We start from the raw sequence: 19,959 nt of genomic DNA on the forward strand, positions 1-19,959 counted from the left end.
AATAAATTGAGGTGTAAATATGGAGCACTTAAGTCATAAGGAAAAAGTTACAATTATGATCGCCATTATTGGTGCAATGTTCTTTGCTGCAGTTAACCAAACGATAGTGGGAAATGCGCTGCCGAAGATTATTGCTGATTTAGGTGGATTGGATTACTATAGTTGGGTGTTTACCATTTATATGCTAACTTCAGCGATTACGACGATTTTAGTTGGGAAATTATCCGACATATATGGACGCAAGCCGTTTATTTTAACTGGTATTTTTATTTTTATGATTGGTGCCTTCTTATCAGGATTATCTAAGGATATCATTCAGTTGATTATTTATCGAGGAATCCAAGGATTTGGTGCAGGTATGATTATGTCAACAGCCTTTACAGCTGTAGGAGACTTGTTTGCACCCCGTGAAAGAGGTCGCTGGCAGGGGGCAATGGGTGCTGTATTCGGAATTTCAAGTGTATTCGGTCCGACTTTAGGTGGCTACATTGTTGATAATCTTGAGTGGAAATGGGTTTTCTGGGTGTTCCTACCATTAGGGATTGTAGCGGCTATTCTTATCTGGAGGTTGTTTCCTAAAATGGAGAAAAAGGAAGGGGAGTCTGTTGATTATCTTGGTTCAATTTTTCTAACTGGGACAATTGTTCCCGCCTTATTGGCTTTCTCTTGGGCAGGAACAAGATATGATTGGAATTCCTCACAAATTATTGGTTTATTTGCAGGAGCAATTGTGTCTTTCGTTATCTTTGTTTTAGTGGAGAAAAAAGCAAAAAGTCCAATTTTACCTTTATATTTGTTTAAAAACAGTATTTTTACGATTTCAAATGTGATTGGATTTGCAATTGGTGTTGCCATGTTTGGAGGTGTTATGTATATCCCATACTTTGTGCAGGGGGTATTAGGATTTACTGCAACTCACTCAAGCTTTATAACAATGACCATGACGTTAGGTTTAGTGTTTGCAAGTAGTGTTGGAGGACAAATCATTTCTAAGACAGGGAAATACAAACTTCAAGCAATTATTGGCCTAATTGTAACAACTGTAGGGATGTTCTTGTTCACAACAATGGACGCTGAAACATCACAATGGACGTTAATCTCTTATCTTGTTTTAGTAGGAATAGGTATTGGAGTAGGAATGACAGTATTTACGCTAACTGTTCAAAATGCAGTTGAGCAAAAATTTTTAGGAGTTGCAACAGCAACATCACAATTATTCCGTTCAATTGGTGGTACTGTTGGGGTTGCTTTGATGGGAACAGTTTTAAATCAACGTATGAGCGATAATATGGCTGAATCATTAAAAGGGGTTCAACAGCAAGCTGCTTCTGTTCCTCCGGAGATGCAGGAAAACTTACAAGCATTGCAAAATCCACAGTTACTATTAGATCATGAAAAGCTATCACAAATTCAGCAAAGTATGCCGGCTGAAATGGTAAGTTTATTTGAGAAGTTCGTTACTATGCTTCAAGACTCATTAAGCTTTGCTCTGTCGGGCGTATTCATGACGGCAACAATAGTCATGATTGCTGCAGTAGTTCTTACTTTCTTCTTAAAAGAAATCCCTTTAAGAAGCTCAAGTACACCAAAAACAGAGCAGCAAAAAGAAATTCAAGCAAAACAATCATTAACAAAGCAACCTGTATAAAGAGAGGATAACCTCTCTTTTTTGTTACATAAAGAAAAGTATTAGTGGAAGAATGGTAGTGATTGAAAGAATGGAGGTGAATACGAATGGATCAAAAAGAACAAGAATTTTATGATAATGAAGTATTTGCTCAAGCTCAAGTTGTTCAGCATCCTAAGGAAAAAAATCATACGGCTTTAGTTCTAGATCAATCATTTCACCTGCTGTCGGGTAGTGATTTAACATCTGATGATTCTGTGAATGAATAAAAAACCAAAGGCTCAAATGAGATGATCATTTGAGCCTTTATTTTAGTTCAAGTGGTATAATTTTACACTATAGAGAGAATTCACTTTGGGAGAGGATCGTATGATAAGAGCTGTATTGTTTGACTTAGATGGTACATTGTTAAACCGTAATTTATCGCTTCGAAAGTTTATTGAGGATCAGCACATACGCCTAAATTTAAAGCATATACCAATCGACCAATACATTAGTCGTTTTATAAAACTAGATCAACACGGATATGTATGGAAAGATAAAGTGTATGCTAAATTAATTGAAGAGTTGAAAATAAAGGATCTAACAGCCTCTCAATTACTTAAGGATTACCTTTCGTTTTTCCCAAGGCATTGTACTCCATTTGATAATCTAGAAAAAATGTTAGTCACAATAAAGCAACAAAATATTAAACTTGGTATGATTTCAAATGGATTTAGTCAATTTCAGATGGACAATATTAAAGCGTTAAAAATTGATCATTATTTTGATACTATACTGATCTCTGAATACGAGGGAATAAAAAAGCCTGATCGCGAGATTTTTATGAGAGGGTTATCTAAGTTGGGAGTATCTCCAAAGGAAAGTATCTTCGTAGGGGATCATCCAGTAAATGATATTGAAGCTGCAAAAAAAGCGGGGATGAAAACTATCTGGAAGAAAAATACCCATTTTAGCCATGCTCCTGCTGCTGATTATTGTGTTACGGATTTATTTGAGATCATTGATATCATTGAGAGAGAGAAAGGTAAAGAAGTATAAAGTTTGTTGCAACCTTCCTCAAGTTCCATCATCAAAAAAAAGTATCGACAAAACAGGCTGTCCCATTGAATGGGGCAGCCTATGAATATTAATTAATTTTTTTAAATTGTTTTTTTAGGATATTTGGCTTGTTAAGTCCTCTTTCGGTAATCTCTTTTTCTAGCAGCTTAATAAAATCTGGACTTAAATGTAATTCACTAGCTTCTTGAAAACTATTTAATAAAGTTTTATCTGATAGTTTTGAAAACCTCATAGTATCATCCTTTACTTTATCGCTCTCTATTTATTTACCACATAGAGTATACTGTTAAACGACTTTATGTAAAAAGATGTAGAAATTTTGTTTAAGGTTTTTATAAGATATGTGATAAGTAAAGCTGTAATGAGGTAGATAACAGTTAAATAAACGTTTGTTTAAACTTTATACCTTGGTCATTACAGGTCATCAAAGCCGTTATCAGCATGATTTACCTTCGTATATTGTCGTGATTTTTGTTCGAAGAAATCTGATTTACCAAGATCTACTTCTTCATATGCTTTGATCCACTTTAAAGGGTTTGAGCGATATCCCTCAAATGGGCGTTCATATCCCAACTGATTGCAACGGACATTTGCATAAAATTTAATATAGTCCTCAACATCTTGAATATTAATTCCATCCATTTTGTTGCCTATAATAAAACGTCCCCATTCAATTTCTAGCTCAGCAGCAGTAATGAACGTTTCTTTGACAAACGACGCAAGCTCTTCGTTATCATACTCAGGATATTGTTTTAATACTTCTTTAAAAATTTGAACAAATAAATCAACATGAATTTGCTCATCACGGTTTATGTAGTTAATCATAGTGCTAGTTGCTACCATTTTTTGATTGCGTGCTAAATTATAGAAGAAGGCAAAACCCGAGTAGAAGAAAAGACCTTCTAATATCACATCATAAACAATTGATTTTAGAAGGTGCTCAACAGTTGGCTGTTCAGCAAATGATTGATATCCGTTTGTGACAAACTCATTACGCTTTCTTAATATTGGTTCATTTCGCCAGTATTCAAAAACTTCATCTTGCTTTTGTTTTGATACTAAGCTAGATAATACATAAGAATACGAGTGATTATGAATAACTTCCTGTTGTGCTAGCATGATCATTAATGCGTTAATACTTGAATCAGTAATGTAATCTGATACTTTTCCCGCATAATCAGTTTGAATACTATCTAAAAGGGCAAGAAGACCAATAATTTTTAAAAATGCATCCTGCTCATCATTTGTTAAGCTTGGATATTGTTTAATATCTTGAGCCATATTGATCTCAAATGGCGTCCAGAAGTTTGCAAGCATTTTTTTATAACGAGGATATGCCCAAGGAAACGCAACGTCATCCCAGTTTAAAACGTTTGAGCTTTCTCCATTAATAATAGCTGTTGAGCGATTGGGAGCATTTGCATCCATAATTTTGCGTTTCGATAATGTGGTGTTCTGCATACTTATTACTCCTTTATTTGAAAAAAGTTTATAGAGCGTCTCAAAACTAAAGACGCTCTCTTGTTAACTAGCGCATGAGTCACATTCTTCAATTGTGCTGGAAGTTGAACGTAAGTAATACGTAGTTTTTAATCCTTCTCTCCATGCTGTTATGTGTAAATCAAGTAAATCCTTAGCTTTAATCGTGTTTTGCACATATATATTAAATGAAATGGATTGATCAATATGATGCTGTCTAGCAGCATTTTGTTTGATGCTCCATTTTTGGTCAATAAAATAGGCCGATTTATAATACCAAGTTGTTTCAGGATTCAAATCAGGAACAGTAACCGGAATCTTATAATCTTTCTTTTCTTCTGAGTAAACCTTTTGGAATATTGGGTCAATACTAGCCGTGCTGCCTGCAATAATTGAAGTTGATGCATTAGGCGCAACTGCCATTAAATAACTGTTACGAATTCCATGACTTTGAACATCTTTCTTGAGAGAATCCCAATCAATATCACTTTCGTTTGAGGAATAACCTCTTTTTTCGAAGTAGGAGCCTGTTTCCCAGTCAGAGCCTTTAAATACAGGATAAGCACCTTTTTCTTTTGAAAGCTCCATGCTAGCTTGAATTGTTAGATAAGAAATTCTTTCATATAGCTTGTCCGCGTAGGTAACAGCTTCCTCGTTTTCCCATTTTAATTGCTTCAGGGCAAGAAGGTGATGCCATCCGAATGTTCCTAAACCGATTGCTCTATATTTTTCATTTGTTAATCTAGCTTGAAGAACAGGAATTGTATTAAGGTCAATAACATTGTCCAGCATTCTTACCTGGATAGGAATAAGTGTTTCTAAAACATCATCTGTAACAGCTTTTGCAAGGTTAATAGAGGAAAGGTTACATACAACAAAATCACCTGGTGTTTTTACTGTAATGATTTTTCCATCCTCAGTGAATTGCTCTTCAACTGTTGTCGGACTTTGATTTTGTGTGATTTCTGTGCACAAATTGCTGCAATAAATCATTCCTTGGTGTGAGTTGGCATTATTGCGGTTTACCTCATCTCGATAGAACATATATGGAGTACCAGCTTCTAACTGACTGATCATAATTCGTTTCATAATATCAATCGCAGGGACTTTTTCCTTAGATAACTGTTCATTTTGAACACAGTCCCAATAGCGCTCTCTGAAGCTTCCTTGACCTTTTTGTTCATCATAATAATCTTCGATGCTAAAGCCCATTACTTTACGAACTTCATGTGGATCAAATAAGTACCAATCACCACGTGCTTCAACCTGCTCCATAAATACATCAGGAATACACACACCGGTAAATAAGTCATGTGTCCGCATTCTTTCATCACCATTGTTCAACTTCGAATCAAGAAATGAAAAGATATCTTTATGCCACACATCTAAGTAAACAGCGATGGCTCCTTTACGTTGACCTAATTGATCAACGCTTACAGCAGTGTTGTTAAGCTGCTTCATCCATGGAATAACACCAGAAGACACCCCTTTGAATCCACGGATATCACTACCACGGCTTCGAATTTTCCCAAGATATGCACCAACACCTCCACCAGATTTTGAAAGATTGGCAATATCAGTGTTACTATCAAAAATTCCTTGTAAACTATCATCGATTGTATCAATAAAACAACTCGATAATTGACCAACAGGTTTTCCTGCATTTGATAAAGTAGGTGTTGCAACGGTCATATAAAGGTTGCTCATTGCCCAATACGCTTGTTTTACAAGCTCAAGACGATGATCTTTGTTTTCATTTGCCATTAATGTCATTGCAATAATGACAAAACGCTCTTGAGGCAGTTCATATGTTTGTTTACTAAAGTCACGTGTTAAATAACGGTCTGCTAATGTTCTTAGTCCAATATATGTAAAGAGGTTGTCATTTTCCGGCTTAATAAAGGAACCAATTTGTGAAAGTTCACTTTGAGAATATTGGTCAAGAAGCTTTGAGCTGTAAAGTCCCTTTGAGACGAGAGTGTTTACTAAATCATAAAAATCTCCATATTTTTGCTTTTTGTCATAACCTCTGTTTTCTGCAGCTTCTTTATACAATTTTGATAAGTAGATTTGCGCACAAAAATATGTCCATTCCGGCTCTTGTTCATTTATATTTGATAATCCTTCTAGAATGAGTAAATTAGTAAGTTGATCCGTAGTATAAGACTCTCTTTGTACGATCGTGTTTTGGATTCGTGTTAAGTAGTCATCTATATGTAGAGAAGGGAAGTTTTGATGAATGCTTTCAATGTATGAAGTTAATTTAGATATGTCAAATGCTTCCTGGTTGTTTTTGTTGTTATAAATAATAGGGGATGTTGCGATGCTCATAAATATTCCTCCATCTGTTGAATTAGTAACTCAGGGGGAGAGATAAAACGACAGAGGAGAGTTCAAGGCAAAAAAAGCTTGAATGATCAGCTATCGTCTCACCTTCTCAGTCCCCGAAGAAATTGAAACTTCCACAAGATGCAGGTAGGTCTCCTGACTTATGCTCGTCCTACTATGAGTCCTTCCCATACCTAATATGTACAGTGGATTTCTCAATTCGTCACATTTACAGTTGCGGGGACAGTTCTGGAATTGCACCAGATTCCCTTTTCAGCCTTAATTGGCACCTGAATCTCGTAAAATACAATATATAGTTTTTTGTTTTGGTTAATAAATCAATATATAGTTATAATTAGATATATTTCCATGATATAGCACATATACAAAATAATCAACCAATTGTTTTCGTTTGTCGAAAATTATCTAGATTGATAGAAACTTGTAAAGGAAAGAGGGCTGTCAAAATAAATGACAGCCCCTTTCTTTATACACGTTTACTTAAAAATCCATATATAACTGTGAATATTGGTGATAGGTATAAAAAGAACGCAAATGGTAAAAACGCTAAAACGGGTACACCAAGTGTTTGAGCGAAGAAAGCTCCGCTAACTCCCCATGGAATTAAGGGATTAAGTAATGTTCCGGCATCTTCAAGTGTTCGTGATAAATATTTGCGATCTAGCTTGATTTTATCGTAAAGACCTTTAAACGTTTGACCTGGGATAAGAATTGATAAGTATTGTTCACCGGTTAATAGGTTTACGCCAAACGATGAAGCGGCAGTTGATAGTATAAGCTGTCCCTTTGACTGTATACGTTCAATTAATCCATTTAATAGTGTAGGGATAATGCTTAATGTATTAAGTAATCCACCAAAGGCAAAGGCAATTAAGATAAGTGAGATGGACCACATCATTGATTGTAGGCCGCCACGGTTTAGCATATTACTAACCTGTTCATTTTCTATAGAATAAGAAGTTCCATTTTGTAAAACTGTTAGAAATTCATTCAGCATTAACCCTTGAAAAACGATGGCTGTTATTCCTGCTGTTATAATACCAATCACTAAAGATGGGATAACCGCGACTCTTTTTATAGCCAGAATAATAACTATAAGAGGTGAAAACAATGTGATAAAGCTAATGTTAACTTGAGATTCAATAATAGAAATCATGTTTTTCATGTCATCGATTGACGTAAAGTCAATAGGAGTAATTCGACCTAAAATAAAAAAGATCAGGGCTGCAATTAAAATGCTTGGTAAAGTAGTGAATGTCATATGTTTAATATGAGTAAACAAATCTACAGATGAAACACCAGAAGCGAAGTTTGTTGTATCGGACATTGGAGACATTTTATCACCAAAGCATGCGCCTGAAATAATTGCCCCAGCAACCCATTCAATTGGTAAGCCTGCTGCCATACCTGCTCCCATTAAAGCAACACCAATTGTGCTAACTGTTGTAAAGGAGCTTCCTACTAAACTTGAAATGACCATACATGAAAAAAGGGAAGTCATTAATAAGTATTCTGGATTAATAACAGTTAAAGCATAAACCATAACTGTCGGAATTGTCCCGCTACTCATCCAAGCACCAATTAATACACCTATAAGTGCCAATATAATAATAGGTTGAATTCCATTTTGAATTCCTTGGACAATACCTGTTTCTAATGCTTTCCATTTGAATTTATTAAGTAAGCCAATGATTGAGATTAGAACTAAACAAATAAGTAAGGCAATATGTGGTTCTGTTTTTAATACAAATAAACTGGCAAATATCGTTGCTAATACCAGTAACAAGATTAGTAACGATTGTTGAAAAGTAAAGTTTTTTATTTGATCATTCATGGTATACTCCTTTATAGCTTGAACGCTTTTGTGCTTTTTCGTACAAAAGTATTATACCAATCTAGTTTTTTCTGTCAATCGAAAATAGAAAATGATTAATATATAAAGATATTATGTGTTTTGTTTTATTGATATACTATTCTTTTTTGAAATTGAAGTGCATAAAAAAGACCAATGAAATTCCATTGGTCTTAAACAAAACTCTATATTGTTCTAGCCATTACTTTTAGATTTTCGGAAGTTTCAGCAATTGATTTTACGTTATTTGAAACATCGTTAATAACATTTGTAAAGTTCATTAAATCTGTTTTAGATTGTTCGCTTTGCTGTTTGTTTTTATTCATGATTTCAAGAATGTTATCAAAGAATGAGTTCATGTCATTCATTTGGTCAGTTCCTTTAGTTGTTAGCTCAGCAACATGATTAATAGAACCGGAAATACTATCAATTTGGTTATGAATATTTGTAATTAAGCTTGATACACCTTGGACTGAATTTTTTGTTTCTTCAGCAAGCTTACGAACTTCACTCGCAACAACGGCGAAACCTTTACCATATTCACCTGCACGTGCTGATTCAATAGCAGCATTTAGAGCCAGCAAATTCGTTTGTTCTGCAATAGCGGTTACAATTGAAACGACTTGATTAATTTTTTCAGACGTTTGTTCTAGCGACTTCATTTGTTGTAGAATTTCAACTGTACTTTTCTCGATAGAAGACATAAGGTCATTTTGTTTTTCTAGGTCATTTTTTCCGTTGTGTGCTTGTCCTTCTGCAGTTGAAGCTGCTTCATAGCGGTCTGCTGAATAAGAAGCAATTTCTTGCGATTGAGCAAGAATTTCCTGAATAAATGCATTTGTATTTTCACTTGCTTCAGCAAGCTGGGTTGCAAGTTGGTTTACTTCGGCACGTATTTGCTCCTTGGCAGCTTCTGCTTCATCGCGAACTTTAGCATATTCATTATCATATGCTTCTAAAACAATTTGCTGTTCCAAATTAAAGAGTTTGCTAATACTTTGAACAACGGTAATGATTTCTTTCTTTGTATTAAAATGTGGCTCCACTGTATCAATGATTGAATTAAGTAGTTGCTGAAAAGCAGCCATATACCACTTTGCTTCAAGACCGATCTTTACGTGAATATGAGCAATTTTTCTCATTCGTTTTACATCTTCATCATCAAGATTACCGTTAAACATTTTCATAATATGTGTTTTTAAGGTTTGCTGTAAACGATCTACTGAGCTATGTTCATTAATAATGCCCATAAGACCACTATCTGCTTCAAATGAAGAGTAAAATGCGCGAACAATTTCCTCAATATTTTCTTCAATATATGGTTGTATTGATAAAGCAGTTACCAAATCATCTTTTGTTAAATCGATCATTCCAATCTGCTTTTTTACTTCAACTTCTGATATATTTAAAACAACTGCAGAAACGTGTTGATTCCTAATGCTGTCACTTAGTGCCGATGTTGTTGTTTTTTTCTCTTTTTTAAACAAAATTCCCATCAATCCATTCCCCATTTCAAAATTTATACTTATTAGGTATATCGGCATGTTTAAGGTAAATATGAAGTGATTTGACAGAAATTTAAAAATTAAAATAGTGGAAGAGTATCTCTTCCACCAATGTGTATGATTATTTAGCTATTAATACTGGGATGGAAGCACGTTGTGATACTTTTTCACTAACGCTTCCAAAGATTAATTTTTTTAGGCCGCTCATGTCTCGACTACCAACGACAATTAAATCTCCATTGTTTTCTTTTGCATAAGTAACAATTCCTTCAGAAGGTTCACCATATGAAACGGCAACGTCTGCTTGTACATGATGACGATCTAAAATTTGCTTGGCTTCATTTTCTAATGCCATTATATGCTGACTATTTTTTTTGTTTACAACCGTTTCTCTATCGCTACTGTGTTCCTTAGGTATTGGGACAACAGGAATATTTCCTACTCCGCCAACAGGGTACGAGTGTACAGGCGATAACAATGGAGTGCTAGCTTGATCAACACCTTCTGTAAACAAGTTCTCTTTATGAATATAAATAACAGAAAGGTTGGAGTCCATTTTCTTACTCATACGAATTCCTAATTCTAGTGCTTCTTTACTATCATCTGTTCCATCAAAAGCAACAACTACATGTTTTAATGAATTCAACTCAATCATCCTTTCTTATTTGTTCTTTACCCTATTTGTATATATCTAATCAAGCTTTATCTGTTAAAAAATTAAATTAAGTAAAAAGCCAATAACGACAATGGCTCCAACAATCATAAACAAAGTTCTGATCATAGTGACATCCTCCATTCCATAAAATTAAAGTTTCACTTTCATCGCTGGTTGAATGATACGCTGCCTTTTCTGTGCAGTATTTGTAGAACATATTTCTTTAAAGTCATTTACTTTTAAGTGAGGATAAGGTCCATCAATCGCTATATTTATTTCTTGTCCATTTTTAATCATTAATAAATAAGTGAGTAAAGCTGGAAGATTTGCTGTATTGATTACATGTTTGTTTTTAGTAACTAAGTAGATTTTTCCTTCATATGATTTCGCCAGTTGAGTGATCTTCATAACCTGATCAATACGAATTTGTTCTTCGACTTTTAAGCTAAAAGTAATTAATTTATTCATATGAATTCCTCCATAGAAAGAATGTGTTGGTTATTTTACGGATACATACCTCCATAATTAAATTTAGAAACCTAACAACATAAAAATCCTACTATAGTCCTTATTGGAATACGCTGTTGCTAAGATGGTAAAAAAACAATTAAAAAAGCCATGGAAAACATTCATCTTTATTAGGAAAAACGGTATATTATAGGTAGTGGAAGAGAAAGGAAGTTGGGGATGGAAAAAGTAAAATACATAAGCATGCTTTCTGCAGTCTTCACACAGATCGCGGGTATTATCTTTTTATTTATAAACATAACGATCGCAGTTGGACTATTTTTAGCTTATTTTATTTCATTGATTGTTTTAGTCGTTGCGTTTATAAAAATAAGACTAGATGAAAAAAAGGAGGATGACAAAAATGATTATCGTGACTACTGAAACTGTACCAGGTAAGGAAACAAAGGAATATAAGGGCTTTGTAAGGGGAAGTACTGTTCAATCTAAGCACATTGGAAAAGATTTAATGGCGGGACTAAAAACCATTGTCGGTGGAGAACTCAAGGAGTACACAGAAATGATGGAAGAAGCCCGACAAAAAGCAATCGGTCGTATGGTTGATGATGCAAAAGCAAAAGGAGCTAACGCGATTGTTTGTATGAGGTTAGAATCCTCAGCTGTTATGCAAAATGCTTCAGAAATAATTGCATATGGTACAGCTGTAACAGTAGAAGAGTAGAGCGATGATCATGGATAATAACCCCAGTTGCATAGTGACTGGGGTTTATTGTATTTGTTTAGGATTATAGCGTATTTATGTTAACTCGCTGGTAGTAAGTTGTGTAGAGTTTTGTGATAGTAAGAGAATCGGGACAGATGAAGGTGTGTGGATTGCGAATGTGTCCCGATAGAGGGAGAATCGGGACAGAGAAAGATGAGTGAGTAACGGTTGTGTCCTGATAGAGGGGGAATCGGTACAGAGAAAGGTGTGTGCATAGCGTTTGTGTCCCGATAGTGGGGGAATCGGTACAGAGGAAGGTGTGTGCATAGCGTTTGTGTCCCGATAGAGGGAGAATCGGTACAGAGAAAGGTGTATGCATAGCGTTTGTGTCCCGATAGTGGGGGAATCGAGACAGAGAAAGGCGTGTGAGGATTAAGTCCGTATAATTGTGTAAAAAGAAAAAGGGTTCATTTTATTCACTCTTGGCTACAATGTTTTCAGCTACGATAAACATGAAAAGAGGAATAAGATGACCCAGTTACAGTTTAACCTAGATTTGGAAGTTTTAAAAGATTCTGTATTAAATTCTGATATTGATGCAGTAGTTAAATCAGCAATTGTTTTGGTCTTAAATGAGTTTATGGAAAAAGAGAGAGATGATTATCTACATGCTGCTTCTTATGAACGCTCTGCAGCCCGTCGTGACTATCGCAACGGCTACTATGAACGTGAATTAATTATGAGTATCGGCAAGATACAACTCAAGGTGCCGAGAACTCGTGATGGTGAGTTTTCGACTACAGTTTTTGAAAAATATGCTAGATGTGATCAAGCTTTAGTGATCTCCATGTTGGAAATGGTTATTAATGGGGTCTCAACACGCAAGGTAACACAAATAGTTGAACAGCTATGTGGTAAATCTGTCTCAAAATCGTTTGTTTCTTCATTGACCTTGAAATTAGATCCAATCGTAAATGATTGGGCAAAGCGTCCTTTAAACGTCAAATATTATCCCTATCTTTTTGTAGATGCCATGTATATCAAAGTGAGAGAACACCATAAGGTGGTCTCAAAGGCTGTTTATATTGCCACAGCTATTACAGATAAGGGCCAGCGTGAAATACTTGGTCTAAGTATTGATCATGCAGAGAATTACGAGAGTTGGAGTCGCTTCCTTCAACAGCTAAAATCACGAGGACTTCAGTCTCCGAAACTAGTGATATCAGATGCTCACCAAGGCTTACAAAAAGCCATACAACGTGAATTTTTAGGTACTAGCTGGCAAAGGTGTAATGTTCATTTTAAAAGGAACATTATTGAAAAGTTGCCCAAAAAGGATTCAGCTGATATTCGTATGATGATCAAGCGTGTGTTTGAGGCAATCACTGTTGAAGATATCAGAACCTTTAAGAATGAACTGATGACTCAATTTGGAAATAATCCAAAGTACGAAAAGGCTCTTACTATTTTCGATGAAGGGTTCGAAGATACCATTCAATATATGAATCATCCAGTGAATATGCGCCCTCATATACGAAGTACGAACTCTCTTGAACGATTAAATCAAGAAGTACGAAGAAGAGAAAGAGTTATTCGTATCTTCCCAAACACACAATCTGCTTTTCGTTTAGTAGGAGCTGTTTTAATGGAATACCAAGAATCTGTTTACTCTACAAAATCTATAAGAAGATGCTAATTTTTTCGTAGCTTCCATTATGGAATGATCACATATCCAGGAAAGACTGTCAAAGTGAGGAACCTTTGACAGCCTTCCCTGGATATGTAAGTGAAAGCCCATGGAATTTACGCAAAAAAAAATGTAGGGGATAATACACATATCCAAATGTAGTAGTTGAAAACATTGTATTAAATTTACACAATATTCTGGACTTGACTTGTGTGAGTAACGGTTGTGTCCCGATAGAGGGAGAATCGAGACAGAGAAAGGTGTGTGAGTAACGGTTGTGTCCCGATAGAGGGAGAATCGGTACAGAGAAAGGTGTATGCATAGCGTTTGTGTCCCGATAGTGGGGGAATCGAGACAAAGAAAGGTGTGTGAGTAACGTTTGTGTCCCGATAGTGGGGCAATCGAGACAAAGAAAGGTGTATGAGTAACGGTTGTGTCCTGATAGTGGGGGAATCGAGACAGAGAAAGGCGTGTGAGTAACGGTTGTGTCCCGATAGAGGGAGAATCGGGACAAAGAAAGGTGTGTGAGTAACGGTTGTGTCCCGATTGTGGGAGAATCGAGACAGAGAAAGGTGGTTTGTGTCCCGATAGTGGGGGAATCGGTACAGAGGAAGGTGTGTGCATAGCGGTTGTGTCCCGAGCAAAAAAAGAGATCATGCCTCAATAAAACAAAAAAGCCAGTTTCAGCCATTACCTTCACAAATCCTCGCATCCCCGTAAATTCTCCCCAATAACCTTAATTGCTTTGTCTAAACACCCTATTAAATTACAACAATCTTTCCGAAAAAGCTTATCTTAATCACTAATAACAAATGCCTACCCGTTTATAAACAAACTCTTCTTTAAATAGTTGATCATATGTAAAATGAGCAGTATCTTCAACAGAAATTTCTTTTCCGTCTAGTGGTAAAAAATCAGTGGAGTAACGATATTGTTTTGTTAATTTTCCATCAGGAAGGTAAGTTGGACAGATGATTGTCCATTTTAAAGGGCTGCTTTTCAACATATTAAATGCTGCTAAATGCTCTTCTGCTGCTCTTGTAGTTCTGCGACGTGATTCAGTTGATTGAAAACGAAAAAGCTCCGTTTGTAGACTTGATTGCAAGATTCCTGCAGTACCAATTGTGATGATTCGTGTAATGTTTTTAGCTACCATTGCTTCAATCATATTTGGGGTGGCAAGAGAAAGAGTTTGTTGAGCATCAGTGTTCAATGCGCTCACAACTGCGTCACTGTCGCTTATAGCCAGCTCTACATCTTTAAAGTTCGTTGCATCACCTTTTATGATCCTTAAATTAGGGGAGGTGATTATTTTTTCAGGAGATCGGACAAGAGCTGTTACAGAATAACCATCTGATAAAAGAAAATTCAATATTTCCTTTCCAACACGGCCAGTTGCTCCAAATAAGGTAATCTTCTTCATATTTTCACCCCTTTCCATTTGTTCGTATTGTCAAAACTTCTATAAGAAATAGGTTATAAAATATCTCCATAGAGGGCTTTATAGGCAAAAAAATTGCCACCCCCTAAATTCTTTGGATAATTGAGGTTACCACACACCCAACAACCAAGAATGGAAGTGACAATTTGTACCCTCAAATTATAACCTATTTATTAACTTTTATAAACTATCAAGAACAACTCATTCGAACATTGCTTACTTTATTGATTGGTAAAAGCATGTTCGATAAACCTACTGAACAGCCCGTAAATAAACCTTATCGAAAACTTCAAGTGGATGACCTTCCGGTCATTGAAGTTCTAGAACAGCTTGATTATCGAGTTCTTCTTAGTGAATATCTAGAGAAGAACGGGAAAGCTCTCAAACCTGTTCAAAGGCGTAAGAATGCAAAAGTTTCCGTACCTAAAGCCATGAACTGTCCAAAGTGTGGTGCTCCATCGGATTATCTTTATGCCAACAATGGAGATAAAGGTCAGTATCAATGCAAGGTGTGTACAGAACTTTTCAGTGAAAAGAACCGTTACTCTAAGGAGGCCATCCTGAAGTGTCCTCATTGTTCCAAGACTCTCGAGAAAATAAAAGAAAGAAAAGATTTTCACGTGTTTAAGTGCAAGAACAATGACTGTTCTTATTATCAAAAGAAGCTCAATGGGATGACTTCAAAAGAAAAGAAAAGGTTCAAAAAGGACCCTCAAGCATTTAAATTGAGATACATTTTCCGTCAGTTTTATATCGATTTCCAGCCGTTATCTAAGGAATCACCAGAACTGCCGGCCGTGGACTTATCAAAGATTTATGCATCCCCACATACATTAGGATTGATCCTAACCTATCATGTAAACTATGGCCTTTCGGCCCGTAAAACAGCTGCGATTATGCAGGACGTACACGGAGTGATGATTTCACATCAGACTGTATTGAACTACGAAAATAGCGTAGCTTTATTACTTAAACCTTATGTGGATCACTATCCCTATGAACTTTCAGACCAATTCTGCGGTGATGAAACGTATATCAGAGTAAACGGTCGATGGCATTATTTATTTTTCTTTTTTGACGCCGTGAAAAAGATTATTCTTTCGTATCCGGTGTCGCCTAATCGAGACACAGCAACAGCCATTCGAGCAATTGATGAGGTCTTAATCAAGATGAAAGAGATTCCAGAAAATCTGACCTTTGTGGTAGACGGGAATCCAATCTATCTTTTAGCCCAACATTTCTTCGCTCAACATGAGATTTTATTCGATGTGAAGCAGGTCATTGGATTAACCAATGAGGACCCTGTTTCAACCGAATATAGACCAATGAAACAAATAATTGAGAGACTTAACCGCACCTTTAAGGGCAATTATCGCTCCACTCATGGATTCGGCTCTGAACATGGTTCCATTTCATACGTCACCTTATTTACGGCCTACTTTAACTTTTTGCGTCCGCATGCCGCCTTAGAAGGAAAAGTGCCCGTAGTGAATCCAGAACTCAAGGGGCTTCCAACAATGCCAGCACGTTGGACAAAGCTCATTGGATTAGCACAACAATGGATAGTAGAACAAAGACAAGCCTAACTTTTTGTTTAGCTGAGCCCTTAAGCTAATTCAGCAATCGGCGGAGCGAACTCTTGACAAACCGAACTTGCCAATGGTTTAAAATGGAAACAACCAAGGGCTTATTTGGTATGCCTTCTTTTGTTCCCTTCGCCCTTGTTAAACAATCCACAAACCATTGGCGTGTTTGTCAAGAGAGATTGCGGCGCATCTCCATCCAGTAAATAGGAGAGAAGCTAACCCTTTAGGTAGTTTTCATAAATCTTTTGACACTACCCATTTGTTAATACTATACCGAACTTTTTATATTTAGGAAAATATCCTGTATACATTAAAAAGCTGACATACTAAATGTCAGCTGATTAAAGCTTCTTTTTTGCTTGTTCCCAATAGTGAATTTGGGGAAATCGTATATGAACAATATATTCATGAAATAAAGTGTATCCAACAAATCCAACTTGTTTCCAATCAATCGCATCAAACATGGATCTTCAACTCCTTTTTGTATATTTCAGGAGAGTTTAATGTGTGAAAAATCTGCGTATAAAGATGATGTTTATATACTATATGGTTTTAATGACTTGTTTGATACATACAAAAGAAAGAGGCCGGCACGATTGTGCCGACCTCTTAGCCAATTATATGAAATTGTTATTGTTGAGTATAACCGCTCATAGATTGTTGAGCCATTGATACTAAACGCTTAGTGATTTCTCCACCTACAGAACCGTTAGCACGTGAAGTAGTTTCTCCACCAAGGTTAACTCCGAATTCAGAAGCGATCTCATACTTCATTTGATCGATAGCTTGAGAAGCTCCAGGTACTAAAAGTTGATTTGACGAATTGCTGTTGTTTGAGTTTTGTGACATTTCTATTCATCTCCTCATAGGTTTTTTTGGTTGGGTTAGTTGGAGTTGCACCAACGTATGAAGAAAGCTTGTCCTTCATAGCCTTGCTCGGCGTAACCCATTAATTTAAGTTGATGTGTTGTTTGTGTTTGTTTGTTGTTACTAAGTATTATGGATCTTTTTTTTTATTATATACATTTTTTTTTTTGAGAAATTTTCAGTTGCTGCTTTTGCTAAATAATTTGAACTGAAATTTTCTTGGTTGATTGTTTAGTATTATGAGCGGCTTTCTTTGAAAGTATGCAAAAATATAAAAAAGAATTTTAAAAAGTTATAAACTTAACTGAAAGAAGCTACATAAAAGCTTCTTTGTTGAGAGATTCTAGACATATGAGATTGATAAAGGGGCTGAAATGATGCATTTGTGTCCTTTATGTAATGGACTTGAGGAAAGGATCATTCAATGTCCAAATTGTAAAACAGTTATGGAAGACAAGGGGAAGGTAACGGATTATTTTGATGATTATAGCGCATATATGGATATTGATATGATGAAGATGTATGACGGGCAATTAACATCTCTAGAAGATCATTTGTGTTTGCATTACTTTTATTGTCCTAGTTGTCAGCATCAAGAAACAAATATTATTCAGGAATAGAAAACGGGGCTGACCCAAAAGTCTAGATTTTAGACCTTTGGGTTAGCCTTTTTTTAAAAGTGTTTTTAATAAAGTTAAATATAAAAACTGGTTCGTTACATTGCGCTCCAGACACTTGCTTTCCGCGGGGAGGAAGCTGAGCCTCCTCGCCTTCGCCTGCGGGGTCTCAGCCTTTCCTCTACCTCCCGCAGGAGTCAAGTGTCTTCCGCTCCATTCCACTATCCATTTAAAATAATATTTATCTGCATCAATCTACGAAAACAGCTTTTTAAAAGACAAAATTAAAACAAAAAAATCGTCCAATTTTGTATAATGAAGTTACCACACCACCTTATACAAGAAAGGAACGATTTTTTTATGAAATATGATCATATCTCTTTCGTTAATTATAACATGAATCAGTTAGTTCTTCCATTAGACCTTGAAATTCTCATCCCTCAAAATCATTTATCTATCATTGTTCACGAAGCTGTAGAAAAGCTAGACGATACTTTGTTGGTTCAACCCTACAAAGGTGGTGGACGCCCATCCTATCACCCAAAAATGTTACTTAAAGTCATCATATATGCTTATACACAAAAAGTTTATTCAGGAAGACAAATGGAAAAGTTACTAACCGAAAATATCTACTTTATGTGGTTAAGCGGTAGTCAAACTCCTGATTTTCGTACGATCAATCGGTTTCGATCAGAGCGAATGAAAGACATTATCTATCAAGTCTTCTTCTCAATTGTAGAGTTACTACGTGAAAAAGGATTAGTCAAGCTGGAGCACTATTTTGTAGATGGGACTAAGATTGAAGCAAATGCAAATCAGTATACTTTTGTTTGGCGGAAAGCGACAGAGAAATATGAAAAAAGTTTAGATGATAAATATCGTCAACTCGCTTTACAAATTGAGCACATCCTTGAAAATGAGGAAAAGACGGCCCCTTCCATGGGGCTAGAAGAAAAGCTGAAAGAAACTCCTATTACTTCAGAACAGATTGAAGAAAGTATTAAAAAGTTAGAAAAGCATTTAGAGACAGAACCTAAAAATAAAGAGGCAAAAAAAGCTGTTCGATTATTAAAGAAAGACTATCTTCCTCGAAAAATGAAATATGAAGAACAAAATCAACTTTTCAATGGAAGAAACAGTTTCTCGAAAACAGATAATGATGCAACCTTTATGAGAATGAAGGAAGATCATATGCGAAATGGGCAGTTAAAACCAGGATATAATGTACAAACAGGAACAGAAGGTCAATTTATTACAGGTTTCTCTCTACATCAAAGAGCAGGTGATCCAGGCTGCTTGATCCCTCATCTTCAACACCTGGAGGAGCACGGAGTGAAACCAGAAAAAATAGTTGCCGATTCTGGTTATGGTAGTGAGGAAAACTATGACTTTTTAGAAAGAGAAGGACGAACAGCGTACATAAAATATAATACATTTGATCAAGAACAAAAAAGAAACTGGAAAAAGAAAATCGAACGTGTAGAAAATATGGAGTACGATGAGGAACTAGATGAGTTTATATGTGCAAACAAGCAAAGCCTTGTTTTCCAGTATGAAACCTCAAAAACTTCTGAAAATGAATATGTTTCAATTAAAAGAAAATATTCATGTTTTGAATGTGCCGGCTGCCCTTTCCAAAAAACTTGTGCCAAAGGAAAAGAACAAAAAACAATTACAATATCTCTAGAAAATCAAAGACAACGAAAAGAGATTCGTGAACGTCTTCAGAGTGAAGAAGGAAGAAAATTATATAGTCAACGAAAATGTGATGTGGAAAGTGTATTTGGACAAATAAAACATAATCAGCAGTTCAGACGCTTTTCGATGCGTGGCCTCCAAAAAAATACAATTGAATGGGGGCTTCTTTGCGTTGCGCATAACTGTAAAAAAATGCAGAAAGCAATAAAAAGAAATAAAGTAAAAGAGGAAATTGGATGCCAATAAGGGGGAGGAATACCCCTTTTTCATTAAAAAATCCTACTTATTTGGTTTCTATGCAAAAAATAAAGAAAGGGTGCTCAAAAGGTCGTTATTTAACAACCTTTTGAGTCACCCTCGTTT

General features: G+C 35.8%; 19 protein-coding genes and 1 riboswitch. Of the genes, 9 read left to right on the forward strand and 10 right to left on the reverse strand.

What is annotated here, in order from left to right:
* The first annotated feature begins 19 nt into the window (after window positions 1-19).
* The 3 genes from LPC09_RS03600 to LPC09_RS03610 all read left to right on the forward strand — a co-directional run bounded on the left by LPC09_RS03600 (window position 20) and on the right by LPC09_RS03610 (window position 2,668).
* On the forward strand, window positions 20-1,648 hold the full coding sequence (locus LPC09_RS03600; protein WP_098795251.1) for an MDR family MFS transporter: 1,629 nt from the start codon (window positions 20-22) through the stop codon (window positions 1,646-1,648).
* Window positions 1,649-1,734: 86 nt separating this feature from the next.
* The gene (locus LPC09_RS03605) at window positions 1,735-1,896 is read left to right on the forward strand and encodes a transcriptional regulator SplA domain-containing protein (RefSeq protein ID WP_176550953.1); all 162 of its coding nucleotides are present in this window, start codon (window positions 1,735-1,737) and stop codon (window positions 1,894-1,896) included.
* A gap of 100 nt (window positions 1,897-1,996) precedes the next feature.
* Entirely contained in the window at window positions 1,997-2,668 is a 672-nt protein-coding gene (locus LPC09_RS03610) for an HAD family hydrolase (protein ID WP_098795252.1), read from the forward strand.
* A gap of 88 nt (window positions 2,669-2,756) precedes the next feature.
* Here the strand turns inward: LPC09_RS03610 and sda are convergent, their stop codons facing one another.
* From sda to LPC09_RS03645, 7 genes are all read right to left on the reverse strand, one after another.
* Window positions 2,757-2,921, reverse strand: coding sequence for a sporulation histidine kinase inhibitor Sda (gene sda, locus LPC09_RS03615; protein ID WP_098795253.1), 165 nt, complete (start codon window positions 2,919-2,921; stop codon window positions 2,757-2,759).
* A 182-nt stretch (window positions 2,922-3,103) separates the two neighbouring features.
* Complete coding sequence (locus LPC09_RS03620) at window positions 3,104-4,150, reverse strand: ribonucleotide-diphosphate reductase subunit beta (RefSeq protein ID WP_098795254.1); 1,047 nt, start codon at window positions 4,148-4,150, stop codon at window positions 3,104-3,106.
* A 63-nt stretch (window positions 4,151-4,213) separates the two neighbouring features.
* On the reverse strand, window positions 4,214-6,499 hold the full coding sequence (locus tag LPC09_RS03625; RefSeq protein ID WP_231308999.1) for a ribonucleoside-diphosphate reductase subunit alpha: 2,286 nt from the start codon (window positions 6,497-6,499) through the stop codon (window positions 4,214-4,216).
* A gap of 126 nt (window positions 6,500-6,625) precedes the next feature.
* Window positions 6,626-6,805, reverse strand: a riboswitch (cobalamin riboswitch).
* 178 nt (window positions 6,806-6,983) lie between these two features.
* On the reverse strand, window positions 6,984-8,351 hold the full coding sequence (gene nhaC, locus LPC09_RS03630; RefSeq protein WP_231309000.1) for a Na+/H+ antiporter NhaC: 1,368 nt from the start codon (window positions 8,349-8,351) through the stop codon (window positions 6,984-6,986).
* Between the two features lie 203 nt (window positions 8,352-8,554).
* Window positions 8,555-9,865, reverse strand: a complete 1,311-nt coding sequence (locus LPC09_RS03635; protein WP_231309001.1) for a globin-coupled sensor protein — start codon at window positions 9,863-9,865, stop codon at window positions 8,555-8,557.
* A 130-nt stretch (window positions 9,866-9,995) separates the two neighbouring features.
* Complete coding sequence (locus LPC09_RS03640; RefSeq protein WP_176550955.1) at window positions 9,996-10,520, reverse strand: universal stress protein; 525 nt, start codon at window positions 10,518-10,520, stop codon at window positions 9,996-9,998.
* Window positions 10,521-10,679: 159 nt separating this feature from the next.
* Window positions 10,680-10,997, reverse strand: a complete 318-nt coding sequence (locus LPC09_RS03645; RefSeq protein ID WP_098795259.1) for an HPr family phosphocarrier protein — start codon at window positions 10,995-10,997, stop codon at window positions 10,680-10,682.
* Window positions 10,998-11,216: 219 nt separating this feature from the next.
* Here LPC09_RS03645 and LPC09_RS03650 point away from each other — a divergent pair, with 219 nt between their 5' ends.
* From LPC09_RS03650 to LPC09_RS03660, 3 genes are all read left to right on the forward strand, one after another.
* Entirely contained in the window at window positions 11,217-11,420 is a 204-nt protein-coding gene (locus LPC09_RS03650; protein ID WP_231309002.1) for a hypothetical protein, read from the forward strand.
* On the forward strand, window positions 11,401-11,718 hold the full coding sequence (locus LPC09_RS03655) for a YbjQ family protein (protein WP_098795261.1): 318 nt from the start codon (window positions 11,401-11,403) through the stop codon (window positions 11,716-11,718). Before LPC09_RS03650 ends, LPC09_RS03655 begins: the two co-directional genes overlap by 20 nt.
* A 511-nt stretch (window positions 11,719-12,229) precedes the next feature.
* The gene (locus tag LPC09_RS03660) at window positions 12,230-13,396 is read left to right on the forward strand and encodes an IS256 family transposase (RefSeq protein ID WP_098798984.1); all 1,167 of its coding nucleotides are present in this window, start codon (window positions 12,230-12,232) and stop codon (window positions 13,394-13,396) included.
* A gap of 793 nt (window positions 13,397-14,189) precedes the next feature.
* On the opposite strand, the gene LPC09_RS03665 is transcribed toward LPC09_RS03660, so the two are convergent.
* On the reverse strand, window positions 14,190-14,810 hold the full coding sequence (locus LPC09_RS03665) for an NAD(P)-dependent oxidoreductase (protein ID WP_231309003.1): 621 nt from the start codon (window positions 14,808-14,810) through the stop codon (window positions 14,190-14,192).
* Window positions 14,811-14,974: 164 nt separating this feature from the next.
* On the opposite strand from LPC09_RS03665, the gene LPC09_RS03670 reads away from it, so the two are divergent.
* A complete protein-coding gene (locus tag LPC09_RS03670; protein WP_098795475.1) occupies window positions 14,975-16,414 on the forward strand; it encodes a DDE-type integrase/transposase/recombinase in 1,440 nt (479 codons plus the stop codon).
* Between the two features lie 341 nt (window positions 16,415-16,755).
* On the opposite strand, the gene LPC09_RS27280 is transcribed toward LPC09_RS03670, so the two are convergent.
* Window positions 16,756-16,878: a hypothetical protein gene (locus tag LPC09_RS27280; RefSeq protein ID WP_255301523.1), complete on the reverse strand. Its 123-nt coding sequence runs from the start codon at window positions 16,876-16,878 to the stop codon at window positions 16,756-16,758.
* A 166-nt stretch (window positions 16,879-17,044) separates the two neighbouring features.
* Window positions 17,045-17,263, reverse strand: coding sequence for an alpha/beta-type small acid-soluble spore protein (locus LPC09_RS03675; protein ID WP_098795263.1), 219 nt, complete (start codon window positions 17,261-17,263; stop codon window positions 17,045-17,047).
* Between the two features lie 395 nt (window positions 17,264-17,658).
* Between LPC09_RS03675 and LPC09_RS03680 the strand changes: the two genes are divergently transcribed.
* Complete coding sequence (locus LPC09_RS03680) at window positions 17,659-17,901, forward strand: hypothetical protein (protein WP_098795264.1); 243 nt, start codon at window positions 17,659-17,661, stop codon at window positions 17,899-17,901.
* Window positions 17,902-18,258: 357 nt separating this feature from the next.
* On the forward strand, window positions 18,259-19,842 hold the full coding sequence (locus LPC09_RS03685; RefSeq protein ID WP_231307734.1) for an IS1182 family transposase: 1,584 nt from the start codon (window positions 18,259-18,261) through the stop codon (window positions 19,840-19,842).
* Window positions 19,843-19,959 lie beyond the last annotated feature (117 nt).

Source organism: Metabacillus sp. B2-18 (assembly GCF_021117275.1).
Classification (GTDB): Bacteria; Bacillota; Bacilli; order Bacillales; family Bacillaceae; genus Metabacillus.